The 12,544-nt window shown below is 56.0% G+C and carries 11 protein-coding genes, 1 tRNA gene and 1 other annotated feature; of the genes, 7 read left to right on the top strand and 5 right to left on the bottom strand.

The genetic code is table 11. From position 1 onward, the window contains the following. Window positions 1–86 precede the first annotated feature (86 nt). On the top strand, window positions 87–1,337 hold the full coding sequence (locus AC4ANK_RS25140) for an ATP-grasp domain-containing protein (protein ID WP_032074522.1): 1,251 nt from the start codon (window positions 87–89) through the stop codon (window positions 1,335–1,337). A gap of 59 nt (window positions 1,338–1,396) precedes the next feature. Further along, window positions 1,397–2,641 (top strand): ATP-grasp domain-containing protein, encoded by a 1,245-nt coding sequence (locus AC4ANK_RS25135; RefSeq protein ID WP_002553186.1) that lies wholly within the window; start codon window positions 1,397–1,399, stop codon window positions 2,639–2,641. Between the two features lie 152 nt (window positions 2,642–2,793). Here AC4ANK_RS25135 and AC4ANK_RS25130 read toward each other — a convergent pair whose 3' ends face one another. Beyond that, window positions 2,794–2,988: a hypothetical protein gene (locus AC4ANK_RS25130; RefSeq protein ID WP_032712858.1), complete on the bottom strand. Its 195-nt coding sequence runs from the start codon at window positions 2,986–2,988 to the stop codon at window positions 2,794–2,796. Between AC4ANK_RS25130 and AC4ANK_RS25125 the strand changes: the two genes are divergently transcribed. Beyond that, window positions 2,989–3,065: transfer RNA gene (locus AC4ANK_RS25125), tRNA-Pro, on the top strand. A gap of 135 nt (window positions 3,066–3,200) precedes the next feature. Continuing rightward, window positions 3,201–4,423, top strand: a protein-coding gene (locus AC4ANK_RS25120; RefSeq protein WP_095178853.1) for an IS3-like element IS51 family transposase whose coding sequence is annotated in 2 segments (ribosomal slippage) — window positions 3,201–3,486 and window positions 3,486–4,423 — 1,224 coding nt in all. Because the reading frame shifts where the segments join, the coding sequence is not laid out codon by codon here. Beyond that, window positions 3,479–3,595: a sequence feature (AL1L pseudoknot), on the top strand. Its footprint overlaps the gene before it by 117 nt. 201 nt (window positions 4,424–4,624) lie before the next feature. On the opposite strand, the gene AC4ANK_RS25115 is transcribed toward AC4ANK_RS25120, so the two are convergent. Continuing rightward, window positions 4,625–6,709, bottom strand: a complete 2,085-nt coding sequence (locus AC4ANK_RS25115; RefSeq protein WP_031596265.1) for a calcium-binding protein — start codon at window positions 6,707–6,709, stop codon at window positions 4,625–4,627. Between the two features lie 360 nt (window positions 6,710–7,069). Here AC4ANK_RS25115 and AC4ANK_RS25110 point away from each other — a divergent pair, with 360 nt between their 5' ends. Further along, window positions 7,070–7,228: a hypothetical protein gene (locus AC4ANK_RS25110; RefSeq protein WP_005732296.1), complete on the top strand. Its 159-nt coding sequence runs from the start codon at window positions 7,070–7,072 to the stop codon at window positions 7,226–7,228. Window positions 7,229–7,310: 82 nt separating this feature from the next. On the opposite strand, the gene AC4ANK_RS25105 is transcribed toward AC4ANK_RS25110, so the two are convergent. Continuing rightward, window positions 7,311–7,682: a type 1 periplasmic-binding domain-containing protein gene (locus AC4ANK_RS25105; protein WP_005732297.1), complete on the bottom strand. Its 372-nt coding sequence runs from the start codon at window positions 7,680–7,682 to the stop codon at window positions 7,311–7,313. A gap of 119 nt (window positions 7,683–7,801) precedes the next feature. Between AC4ANK_RS25105 and AC4ANK_RS25100 the strand changes: the two genes are divergently transcribed. Continuing rightward, on the top strand, window positions 7,802–8,137 hold the full coding sequence (locus AC4ANK_RS25100; RefSeq protein WP_057425097.1) for a hypothetical protein: 336 nt from the start codon (window positions 7,802–7,804) through the stop codon (window positions 8,135–8,137). Between the two features lie 160 nt (window positions 8,138–8,297). Here the strand turns inward: AC4ANK_RS25100 and AC4ANK_RS25095 are convergent, their stop codons facing one another. Beyond that, window positions 8,298–11,297 carry an autotransporter family protein gene (locus AC4ANK_RS25095; RefSeq protein ID WP_080900733.1) on the bottom strand — a complete coding sequence of 1,000 codons (3,000 nt, stop codon included), beginning with the start codon at window positions 11,295–11,297 and terminating at the stop codon, window positions 8,298–8,300. A 335-nt stretch (window positions 11,298–11,632) separates the two neighbouring features. On the opposite strand from AC4ANK_RS25095, the gene AC4ANK_RS25090 reads away from it, so the two are divergent. Next, window positions 11,633–12,133, top strand: a complete 501-nt coding sequence (locus AC4ANK_RS25090) for a hypothetical protein (protein WP_010216932.1) — start codon at window positions 11,633–11,635, stop codon at window positions 12,131–12,133. Window positions 12,134–12,195: 62 nt separating this feature from the next. Here AC4ANK_RS25090 and AC4ANK_RS25085 read toward each other — a convergent pair whose 3' ends face one another. Continuing rightward, entirely contained in the window at window positions 12,196–12,420 is a 225-nt protein-coding gene (locus AC4ANK_RS25085) for a hypothetical protein (RefSeq protein ID WP_031596269.1), read from the bottom strand. Between the last annotated feature and the right edge of the window lie 124 nt (window positions 12,421–12,544).

The following is a 12,544-nucleotide window of genomic DNA, read 5'->3' as shown; positions in this document are numbered from 1 at the left end:
GGGCCTTGCCTAAGCGTGTGCAGGGCCTGAAGGCCCTGCCACTGACAAAGACATTTTCAATCGGACACAGACGATAGGAACTCGACATGCGCCCTACAAAAAAAATACTGGTGGTTTCTTCCGAACTGGATGCCGCGAAAACGGTACGCGACGTCAAAACCATGTACCCGTCTGCCACGTGGGATTTTATCTTCCTGTTGGAGGATTTTCTGGGAGTGGCCAACGATGAGCTGAAGTGCCCTGAACACTTTATCGTGCGCGACTTCGCCGACACAGCCGGGGTGATGGCGGTGCTGGAAGTGATTGCCCAGCAGCACGTTATCTCTCAGGTTGTCCCCAGCGATGAATTTTCTGTTTACATTGCTGCATTGGCCAATGACCGCTGGGATCTTCCCGGTATAACCCGTGAAAAAGCCAAATCTTTTCGTGACAAAAAAGCAATGAAGGAAATCGCTCAACACGCCGGTATCAGGACTGCGCGGGAAATCACCTTGTCCGATATCGAGGGCGGGCATGTTGAATTTCCTGTGGTCGTTAAACCGCGCTCTCTGGCAGGTTCAATGGGCGTCAGAATCATTACTGAAGCAAAACAACTGACGGAAATGGATGTCGACTGGGGAGCGGCTTACCGAGATATGGATGAGCGACAGTACATGATTGAACAGTACAACCCTAATACGATTTATCATATTGACTGCATTGTTCTTAAGGGCCATCTATCTTTTATTTCAGTCGGTCAGTACTTGGGTAAGCCTATTGACTTTTTGCAAGAAAAGCCGGTCGGAGTATTGTCTGTACCTGATCAGGCCGTCGCAGATACGTGGCGACCCTTTGCTGAATCCGTGATTAAAGCTTTTGAAGCCCCTGAGGGGGTTTATCACATTGAAGCCTTTGCCGATGCCGGCTTCGGCTTAGAGTTATTGGAAATTGCTTATCGTCCTGGCGGAGCAGCGATTGTAGAAATGATTGAGATGGTGCATGGGCTGAATTTGAAGTGCATTCACTTAGCGGCGCAACTTGGGCTCGTCGATTATGTCGATTCGCAACGTCAGGAAGAGGCATTTGGCTATATGACTTTTCCAAAAAAGCATCTTTCTACTGAAGCGCTTTACGTCACTCAGATTTCCTTGCCCCCCCTCGAAAGCATGCCGACCTTGAGAACCCACGTAGTGCCGGCTCTAGGTGACATCGCATCAGGTGAATTCTACTGTTACAAGGATTCTCTGGGATCCTTCGTATTTTGTGGAGACCGTGACCTTGTCTCACGGGATGTGTACTACCTGAGCGAACATTACTCGGTACAGGTCGCCGCGAAAAAAAAACAGCCCTCCGTTTGAGGAGTGACATTCCCCTTTGCACAATTAATGACAAATACATTTAAAAGAGCTGTCAGGTCATGGACAAAAATAAGCCAAACACTATTCTGATCGTATCTTCCGAACTGGATGTAAGCGAGGTGGTCTCCCGAATCAGGAGTATCTATCCGATCGCTGCCTGGACGTTCATCTACCTTCTGGAGGATCTTCTGGGGCAGGCGGGAGAAGAGCTGAATCGCGATGGACACTTTGTGATCCGAGACTTTGCCGTGCACACCGAGGTCGAAAAGGTATTCGGTCAGATTGCAACGAAATATTCCGTCACCGCCGTCATTCCGAATGACGAGTTTGCGGTATACATTGCTGCATGGGCCAACGACTGTTGGCAGCTGCCTGGATTGACGTTTGACGTGGCGACACGGTTCCGTGACAAAAAGCGAATGAAACACATTGCCCAAACGTTCAATATCCCGACAGCAAAAGAACTGTCGCTTGATGACATTACGCATGGAGCGGTGACGTTTCCGGTTATTTTGAAGCCTCGGTCTCTGGCGGGCGCTGTAGGGGTCAGAATCATTACTGAGGTCCAGCAACTTTCTGAGGCATATGCCACCGAAAGTGATGACTATCAGGATATGAACGAGCACCAGTATCTTATTGAAACTTACAACTCACAACCCCTTTATCAAATTGATGCGGTGGTTCTAAAAGGGCAGCTGGCGTTCCTGTGTGCAGGTGAGTACCTAGGTAAACCCATCGATTATCTGGCCGAATGTCCACTGGGATATTTTTCACTTGCTGACGACGATCTACACACTCTCTGGCGTCCATTCATCGAGCGAGTATTGTTCGCTTTTGAGGGGGCTGATGGTGTTTACCATATTGAAGCGTTTGGTGATGCGGGCGACGGATTTGAATTACTTGAGATTGCCTATCGGCCCGGTGGGGCTTCCACTGTCGATATGATAAAAATCGCTTATGGGATAGACCTGCGTTTCATTCATCTTGCCGTCCAGTTAGGGCTTGTCGATGCCTTGCACGTTGACCGTAAGGGCGAGGCGTTTGGCTATATGACGTTCCCTAAAAAACACCTCGCCAAAGAAATGCTTTACGTCACTCGGGTTTCACTGCCGAGTATGGAAACCCTGCAAACACTGAAGATGAAGAAAATTGCGCAGGTAGGCGATATCGCTTCAGGTGAATTTTTCTGTCACAAGGATTGTCTGGGGGCCTTTGTATTCTGTGGCGATCGAGGCAGCGTCGCTCATGACTTGAAATATGTTGAGGAGCATTATCAAGTGCATGTAGAAGTTGTGCATGGTTGATAGACAGTATCCTTCCGGGGATCCCGTCTTGAATTAAACCGGTCGCCAGTTATGTGGCAGCCACTGATCTGTCTCGCATCGCCTGATGCGTCGGCTGGCGCGTGAGAACCTTCCTTAAGGTACGCATATTGGTCATGGCAAGGGGCAGCTGATCAAGGTCTTGAGCGCTGCAGCATGTCCTTAAAGCGCTGCATGATGTCGATCACCAGCGAGTTCACGGCCAGAATCTTCATGGCTCGTGTGACAGCTACGTACAGAAGGTTTGTATCTGGCTGGATCTTAGGGAGTGACGCCACAAGCGTCACCCAAATAGAAAACGCCTCCTCGGAGGTGTTTTTTAGCATCATCGGGGTATAGCGCAGTCCGGTAGCGCGCCTGCTTTGGGAGCAGGATGTCAGGAGTTCGAATCCCCTTACCCCGACCATTTTCGCCCAGCTGTATCAGGGTTGAAGATCAGAGCTCAAAAACAGTTGTTTTGAGCTCAACAGAAAAGGCGTCCTTCGGGACGCTGAACCGCCCCGGGTTTCTCGGAGACTCCAACCTTTGAGAGGATGGAGCGATGAAAAAACTACCGAAGTATTCCCCAGAGGTCCGTGAGCGGGCCATCAGGATGGTTTTCGAACACCTTCCTGAGTACGAGTCGCAGTGGGCCACCATCAGTGCCATTGCCCCCAAGATCGGCTGCACGCCCGAGACATTACGGCTGTGGGTTCGCCAATCTGAGCGCAACAGCGGCCAGCGTGATGGGCTGAGCACAGTCGAACGTGAGCGAGTCAAGCTCTTGGAGCGTGAGAACCGTCAGTTGCGTCAAGCTAACGAGATCTTGCGTAAGGCCTCAGCCTATTTTGCCCAGGCGGAGCTCGACCGCCCATTCAAACGATGAAGACGTTTATTGATGAAAACCGCCAGTCTTACGGGGTCGAGCCGATTTGCAAGGTGTTGCCAATCGCCCCGTCGACGTACTACCGGTACGCTGCTCAGCAGGCTGACCCCAGCCAGCAGTCAGCGCGTGCGCAGCGTGACCAGGAACTGGGTGAGCACATCCAGCGAGTCTGGGATGAGCACTTCCAGGTATATGGCGTGCGCAAGGTCTGGCGACAATTGCTGCGTGACGGACTGCAAGTCGCCCGCTGTACGGTGCAACGTCTGATGGGAGAGCTGGGCCTGCAAGGCGTGGTACGCGGCAAGCCCGTCAAGACGACGGTCAGCGACCAAGCCAGGCCGTGCCCGCAGGATCATGTCAACCGTCAGTTTGTGGCTGAGTGCCCGAACGCCCTATGGGTATCGGACTTTACCTACGTCAGTACCTGGCAGGGTTTTGTTTACGTGGCCTTCATCATTGATGTCTTTGCCCGATTCATCGTCGGTTGGAAGGTGTCCAGTTCAGCGCGTACCGATTTTGTACTCGATGCACTGGAGCAAGCCCTTTACGCCCGTCGCCCAGTCAAGCAGGGTGGACTCATTCACCACAGTGACCGTGGCGTGCAGTACGTGTCCATTCGCTATACCGAGCGTCTTGTCGAAGCCGGTATTGAGCCATCGGTCGGGAGTGTCGGTGACTCTTACGACAATGCTTTGGCTGAGACCATCAATGGTCTTTACAAGGCTGAAGTGATTCATCGACGCTCTTGGCCCACACGGGGGGCGGTGGAGCTGGAAACCCTGAAATGGGTGGACTGGTTCAATCACCGCCGCCTGCTGGAGCCAATCGGTCATATTCCACCGGTCGAAGCAGAAGCAATCTATTATCAGCAACTCACCGAGTCTGCCCAGGTGGCATGACTCAAACAAAAGGGTCTCCGAGAAACCCGGGGCGGTTCAACGCCTTTTTTGTTTGGGGTTTATAGCTACAACACTCATTAAGCGATCAGTACTTCGTACGTCTGCCCCCACCTGTAAGACTGTTTATAAGCTGTCTGGCTACGCACAAACGTCTCAAGGAGACCCCCGGCTTCCCACGATCCCGCAGTAGTTATGCCTGGTTTACACCATGTCTGTTGATTGGGTGGCCGCGCTAGCCACACCCACCAGCGACACTTCCGCGGCTGGCGCAAAGATCATATCGTTGTTGCCCAGATCCTGGGTCCAGTCGCCGGTGAGGGCAATCTCAAACCGATGGCCCTCAGCGTCAGGTTCCACATCCTTGAGGTAGGTGCGGTCCAGATCCACGTTATAGGCCATCTTCAGCGTAGTGCCGGTACCGTCGCCGAACCCTGTGTAACCCAGCGCCGACACATCGATCTTGTCATTGTTGTCTGCGAACCGGGCAATAAGGTCCACGAAGCTCTGGCTGTCCGTGCGGTAGCTGTCAGTGGCTGCCGTGTAGCGGAACACGTCAGCGTCATTGATGCCATTACGGCCATAGACCGAAAGGTTCGGGTCGTCGCCGCCGATCAGCAAGTCGGCGCCCGCGCCTCCGATGATCACATCCGAGCCTCTGCCGCCGTCGATACGGTCGTTGCCGGCCAGGCCATAAATGACTTCCGACATTGCGCTCCCCGTGATTACGTCCTTGCCAGCCGTTCCTTCGACGGTGGGGGCCGTGAACACCAGGTTGGTGCTGTTCAACTGCCCCGTCAGGTTGCCTTCGAACGCCAGTTCGAAGCGCTGTCCGTTGGCGTCGGCATCGAAGCTTTTCAGGTATGTGCGAGTACCCTCGGCGTTGGCCTGGACGGCGAGCGTGCCATTCTGGCCATCGCCTATGCCGGTAAAGCCCAACGCAATCAGATCGACACGGTCCTGAGAGGCGTCGAAGTCCAGAATCCGGTCGCTGCCTGTTTCGGTAGCGGTACGGTAGCTGTCGCTGATCTGGGTGAAGCGGAAAATATCTGCGCCCATCCCGCCTGCCAGCACGTCACGGCCACCCGCGCCTTGCAGCACATCGTCTCCGCCCAGGCCACGGATAATCTCGGCCGTGTCGTTGCCAATCAGGTGGTTGGCCTGGCTGGATCCGTCCACGTGGTATTGGCCGTCCTGGCTGCCGAAGGTGGTGTCCAGGCTGCCATCGGCGTTCAGACGGGTGATCACGTCGCCGGCGATAAGGATTTTGCCATCGGGCTGAACGATTGCCGAGTGGGCATAGTTCGACGCGCCTTGGGGTACCTGGATCGTCAGCTTGCCATCGTCACTAAAGGAGGTGTCGAACGAGCCATCCGCATTTAGCCGCAGTACGTTGAAGGCGTTATTGTCGTTACTCTCGCCGGCCACAATGATCTTGCCATCGGCTTGCACGGTTATCGCAGCGCGGTAGTCCAGCCCCAGCGCGGTATCGAAATACACCACGCCGTCCACGCCAAACGCGGTATCCAGGTTGCCGTCGGCTGCAAGTCGCTGAACGGCATAAACCGGATCGCCCGGGTCGTGGGGGCCGTCGGCACCCACGTACAGCCAACTGCCGAGCAATACGCTGCCGTCGGGCTGCACGACCGTGGCGATATTGCCGGTGCCGTATTGCCCGGTCGGGTTGAGGAGAAGTGCGCCGTTGGCACCGAAATCCTCGACCGGCGCCCCGGTGCTGTCCAGCTTGAATACGATCGCTTGGGACGTGCCTCGAAGGCTGACGTACACCGAGCCATCTGCTGTGGCGTAAATAGCCATTCCATCAGCGCCGATCGGTACATCAAGGCCCGCGGCACCGCCATTGCCGAATGTGGTGTCCAGAGTGCCATCCACGTTGAAACGTTCTACCTTCAAACCGCCAAGCCCTGGCTGTGCTGATAGCACTTTACCGTCGGCCTGCACCGCCATTACGTAGTAAGCATAATCTTCCGGGTCCAGGTTGCCGGGCACGAGGGCAATTCCCTCTTGGCCGAAGCTGTTGTCCAGGCTGCCGTCAGCGTTGAGGCGCACCGCCGTGTAGCTGCCGCGCGTACCATAGCTTTCATCGCCCGGCGAGCCAGGATAGCCAATGGCAGTCTGGAAGCTTTCGCCACCGACAAGGATTTTGCCGTCAGGCTGAAGGATGATGCTCCAGTTTGAATCGCTACCCGTGGAAGGGTCGACCTGCACTGTCCCCGGGCCTGTTCGCACGGTGTAGTTGATGGTGGCCTTGCTATCGATTGACGCCATGACATTGTCCTTTAGGCATGGAACCCGAACGGATTGGGAAGGGGCTTGCACGGATCCTCTGGATCTGACCTTGGCAGGATGGATAAATGCGAACGTTTTGTGTTCCGCCGACAGCACACCGGGTCAACTGGCCCTCGCGTTAGTACTCCGGTATTGAACAAACGGCCAAAAGCGTTAGTTGACCGGGGTCGGTCGTCCTTGCCTCCATTCATCAGAGATGAGCGTGAGTGGTCGCGTGCTCGCCGGTCGAAATACACTGAACGCCTCCGCCCAGTCTGACTCCAAATCTTGCCCCGGCGCTCAAAGCCAACGTATCACGTCGATGGGTGCTTGAATCCTCTGCCCAATCAAGGAATTCCCATGACCGACCCACGTAACGTCGCCCACGACAAAAAAGTTCAGCAAGAGAAAAAGAACCACGGCGAAGAAATCGCGCCCAACGCTGAACACGCGCCTCAGCCAGGCATGAAGCCAGCACTCAAGCACGACGACGATGACAAACAAGACGAGCAAGCTTGAGCCAGGTATCAGCCCGACTTGAAGATTGAGCTCAACAGAAAAGGCGTCCCCAGGGACGCTTTTTTTGTTCAAGGATAAATTTTCAGTCGAGACCGCTTTGAACATAGGGCACCTCGCTGAAGACGTCGTCGCTGGTAGCTTCGCCGAAATGCGCTCGCTTGGCGGCCAGAAATCCGCCGATCCGTTTCCGGCTGGCATAGTCGGAGTAGCCGCCGAACAGGCAGAGATCCGTCGATGACAGGTCGCTGATGGGCGCCAGTTCGCTGAGGATTGCCTGCGTCAGCTCGAAGGCGCCGGGGTAGTTGTCACTGGTGATCGATGGCGCGAGGGTACCCGGCAGGTCGAGATTGAGATGCCGCACGCCGGCACGCGCGCAGGCGCTGTGGATGCTGTCCGGATCGGTAGCGTCGACGATGAGTAGCTCGTCGATGGAGTAGGCCAGCAGCGACTCCACGGTACTAAGCTCCAACTGCGGATCGCGGCAGCATCAGCCCGACCAGGCCGGAACGAGACTGTCGCAGGCCACGGGCCTGCAGATTGGTGCTGTAGCCGTGTTCGTCAGAGAGAGACTGGATGAGCTACGCCGTCGCCTCCTTGATCCGTCGTTTTCGCCAGGAGCCGTTGAGCACCGCACTGATCGACGCCCATGCGGGCTGGGGCGGCTCCCTCGGCAGCGCGGCGCGGCGCGGCGCTGAGCCTGGCCGACGGTCTGCACGTGGTGCCCGAATTTCCGTTGCTGCTGAAGCGGGTCTGCGTCTGCTTGATGTCATGGAACGCATGGCGAGCCTGGACCGCGTATTTACACCGGTACAGGGAGCGCTCGCAGACCAGCATCGCAGGCGCTACGCTGCGTTCAAGGTTCTTCAGGCAGCTGAACGAGAAGTGCGATCTATCTTCATTCGAGAGTGAGTTCGACCCTGAAGTCCGTGATGAGCCTGCTCAACAAAAAAGGGTCCAGACGCCCCGTTTTCGGTGCTGTACTGGACCCTTGGCGATCAAGCTTGCTCCCACGGCCTGCGGCCAGAATCGAGAACAGACTTGTGTATAGCGCCGAGCGCTACAACTACGGTCAGAAACGAACCGTCACGCCTGCATTAACCGAATGGAAGCGCGTGTCGGTGCCGAACTGCCCCTGGTAGGACAGGTCCAGATCGGTCTGCCTGTTCAAGCGCAGTTTCGCGCCCACTTCAGTCAAGGCGGTGTCGCGCGTTTGAGCGACGCCCTGCACTTCGAAGTTTGGCCCGCCAGCGAAAGACTGGACGTTGCGCGGGTCCAGGTCACCGTAGGCACGTCGCCAGCCGACTGAGCCGTAAACCTGCGTATTGACGTTCGCCACATTGATGCTCGACGACGCGCGCAGACCCAGTGTCGAGAAGAAGGTGTCCTGTTTATCGCTGGACACGTCCAGTGCGGCTGGTCCGCCTTTTTCGTGCAGGTCTTTGGCGTCGTAGCGCACGTAGGAAAGACCGGCGAAAGGCTCCAGAGCCATGCTGCCGACCGGTATGCGGTAGGCCGCTTCACCACTTGCCTGCAGCGACTGGGCATTGCGTTTGCCGGTCAAGTGATCACTGAATCCGGCAAACGCCACGTTCCGCTCACTTTCCAGCTTGTGCCAGGTGTAACCGACGTCAGCACTGAGGCGCAGGGCATCGATCTGACCACCGGTGTAGAGGCCCAGATGATAGTTGTCGCTGTGACCGTCAGCATCGCTGTCATCGGCGTCGAACTTCGAACGGCTGTAGCCAGCGTAGACGCCACCGCGCCAATCCGGTGTGAAGCTACCATCGGCCCCGAACAGCAGGCCGCCAGTGCTTTGGTGCAGACCACCGGCACCGTTATTGCCGCTTGTCTTGGTCCAGTTGCCGAATGGCTGCACCCAGGCACCGTTTTGCGTGGTCGGTGTGCTTGGCATCAGATTGAGTGCCATGGCTGGCATGCGCAATGTTCCCGTATCCAGAAGATTACGCATACGAGTGCCCAGCACTCCCGATACCACCTGACTATTGGCGATCAGGGCCGTCGAGGTACTGCCGAGGTAGTCGCCAGACAGTTGATCGGCTGCGTTGCGAGCGCTTTCGGCATCCAGAACCAGCAGGTTGTTGTAGAGGCGCAGCGGCTCACCGCTTTGCTCGAGTACGCTCAGCGCGCCAGCGGTATTGAACTGGTTTTGAGTCAGCATGACCGTCTGAAAGATGCCTGGTGTTGGTGCGGGTTCTGGAGTGGGCGTAGGTGTAGGCTCTGGTGTTGGTGTTGGTGTCGGCTCAGGAGTTGGAGTTGGCTCCGGTGTTGGAGTTGGAGTCGGGGTTGGCGTAGGTGTCGGCTCTACGCTTTTTTGCTCGATGGTGAGGTTCAGATCATTGGCGGTACGCTGCAGTCCGACATTCAGGAACGCCGAGTTGGTCAGCGCCTGGGCATAGGCGGTGCCTGCGGCGGCACCGTCGACCACACCGCCCTGAGCAGAGAGCAGGGTGTAAGTCCTGCCGCTCTGATAGCTCTGCGCAGGATCCAGCGCAGTCACGTTGACCTGCGTACCGCGCAGTGTGGCTGTGCCGCTTACGTTGATCTTGTCTGCTCTACCGTCGCCTGCGATGTCCGCGGCGTAACGTGAGCCTGCGGCCATGTCGAGGTCGCCTTGTATGGCCAGCGCACCTATGGCGTTTTCTCCGGGCGACAGAGTACCGCCGGAAGCTACCTGCGTCGTACCCACCTGACCGACGCCGGCCAGAACGCCGCCGTCCAGTACCTGTGCGCTGTTGGTATACGTCCCGAACTCGGTGCGCCCGGCAATACCGTTGACCACCAGGGTGCCGTTGCCTACGTTAAACCGCGAAAGGCTTTGGGTGGTGGCTGTATTGCCGCGCTGATTGACCTGGTCGACGTTCCCCGACAGCACCAGTCGCCCGCCGCGCACAACGACGCTGCCAGCCAGCCCGGTAAGGTCGCCGCTCAATGTGGTATTGCCGTTGAACGCATACACTCGGCCCGTTCCGTTCAGCGTGTTGGCAACCTGCAGATCAGTATCGGTATGGTTGAACGCCAAATGCCCCCCGTTGCCGGTGCCGAAATTAATGGCGGTTTGCGGGTCCAGTCGGCCGGCCGCCTGAGCTGTTCCGGCAGTCGTCGAATCGATATCGGTACGGTTGGGGTCGGTCACGACCGGACCGCCCACAGCAAGCGTGCCGCGTGTCGGATTGTTGATGCTGCTGATGGTGCTGATGAGAATACCGTTGGTAGAACTCAGCTCGGCACCGTCGGACAGCGTCAGGTAAGTGCGAGAGTCACTGGTGCCGAGCGTCATGCTTTGCGCTGCCAGGCGGGTGCCTTGTCCGGAAATACTCACCTGATTGCTGCGGCCGATGATGGCCGAACCCAGTAAGAGCGAGTCGGTGGTCAGTACTGCGCCGTTATCGAGAGTAAGGTTGTTTCTGTTTCTGAACGCGCCACTGTTGTCCCAGCGGGTTCCGGCGCCGGAAAGATTGACGACGGAGTCGATGTCTACCTGCTGGCTGTTGATCTTGCCGCCATCATTGGCCGTTATGCTCGACCTGTAGACAAACACCCCACCGGCTTCGATATTGACCGCGTCGACCAGGGAGTTCTGGCCACTGACCAGCAACTGCGCGTTTGAAAATTCGTTGGAGCGATAGCCGTTGACTTCACCCAGATCCAGATCCCGCACCGACACCTGACCCCCGTTGCGCACGTTCAGGTCGCCTTGACCGACCCCACCGACAACGATCGTGTTACCCAGTACAAATGAGGTACGCGGTACTACCCAGCGCGAACCGGCCCCTTCGACTATGACGCTGGCCTGGGCCGGGTTGACGCCCGTACTGCTGGCTTGGCCAACAATGTTGCCGCCTTCGCTGGTCACGGTTGCGCCACTGTTGATGGTGAGGCTGGAAGAGTTGCCGTCAGTTGACCGCACCTCGATCGAGCCATCAATGACGCGGTCGCTGTTAAAGGTTTCCTGACCATTGGTAAGAACATAATCCGCTGCCTGAGCATCTGGAAGCAGTGCAAGAGTAACCGCAAAAGCAAGCGGGGATAGTTTGAATAAGGGGTTCATAGCGACTCCAGATACTCCATAAAGACCACAAGGGGTGGCTGCCAGCCCTGAGGGCTTAGGCGTTTCCGTTCGGCGGGGTGCCAACAACGGGAGTATTGAGAGGCGAAGGTTGAATGGAAATAGCACGCATGTACTAGTGGCACGTACGCGTATGTACTAGTGGCACATATTAATGCCTGGGTTAATCAGTTAGTCAGGGATGACGTAGTGCATCTGTGCTATTGATATTCTGTTACGCCGTGACTACGGTTGCGTGCGAAGTTATTCGACGTTAATTATTTAAATAATGAGTGGCAGCGTTAGGTGCCTGGTGTGCCAGTCAGTGGAGTGTATGAATGAAAAGTGTAGCCTTGTTTCCGTTGATTCTGGCATTGTCGGGGTGTGCGGGTCTTGATCATGCCATGTCAATGACCAATGGCGTTCTTGATCAAACGGGTGATGTACTGAGCGGGGATTTCAGAGGGCTGGCTGAGGCCAGAGAAACAACCTTGACAGAAATATGGCGCGATTGGCAGACCAATGAGGTTACCGCGAAAGAAAAATGGGACGCTCAAACACTGATCATTCCTGGCGTCGTACAGCGCATTACTAAAACAGGGACGGCGGTCGGTCAGAATCAGATTGCGGTCATCTTCAGCGATCCGTCCAATCCCAAATGCACGGGCCAGGGCTTGACCCGCGATGACCTGTTGGTCAACAAGAAAAAAATAAGCAGCTTCAAGAAGGGCGACAGGGTTCTTGTGAAAGGTGTGTTGGGCACCAGTGAATCAAAGTGGACCGACAATGATGCTTGCTGGCTGTCTTTTGACAAAGCCGAATTCACACTTCAGAAATAGAAGCCGTCAGCATAAAACCCGGAAAATGTCCGGGTTCTGTAAGTTGCGCATTGATAACGCTGTCAGTTCTGCCAGGTTGTGTAATAAACCGGAATACCCCGCGAGTTGGTGATGGATGCATAATTGAAACCTGGCGCAAACGACTCTCCGCCTGCGAAGGTGTAACCAAATGCGCTGAATTCAATACCACCGCCGACCTGGCTCAACTCGGTCTCGTTCAGCACTCGAAGTGCTGGTCCGGCAGGAAGCGCATTATGTGCCTGTAGTGGGTTCACTGCTTGAGTCATGGCGTTGTTTCCTCTGAAAGTGTCATTGATAAATCAGGGCTTCCGTACCGTTGAACGACGGAAGACAACACCATTAAAGTCACCGCTTACAAACACCTCAATAGCACAAATGAGCTACTTGCTA

This window comes from Pseudomonas sp. Pmew2, assembly GCF_058129885.1.
This window is presented reverse-complemented; position numbering and strand designations above follow the sequence as displayed.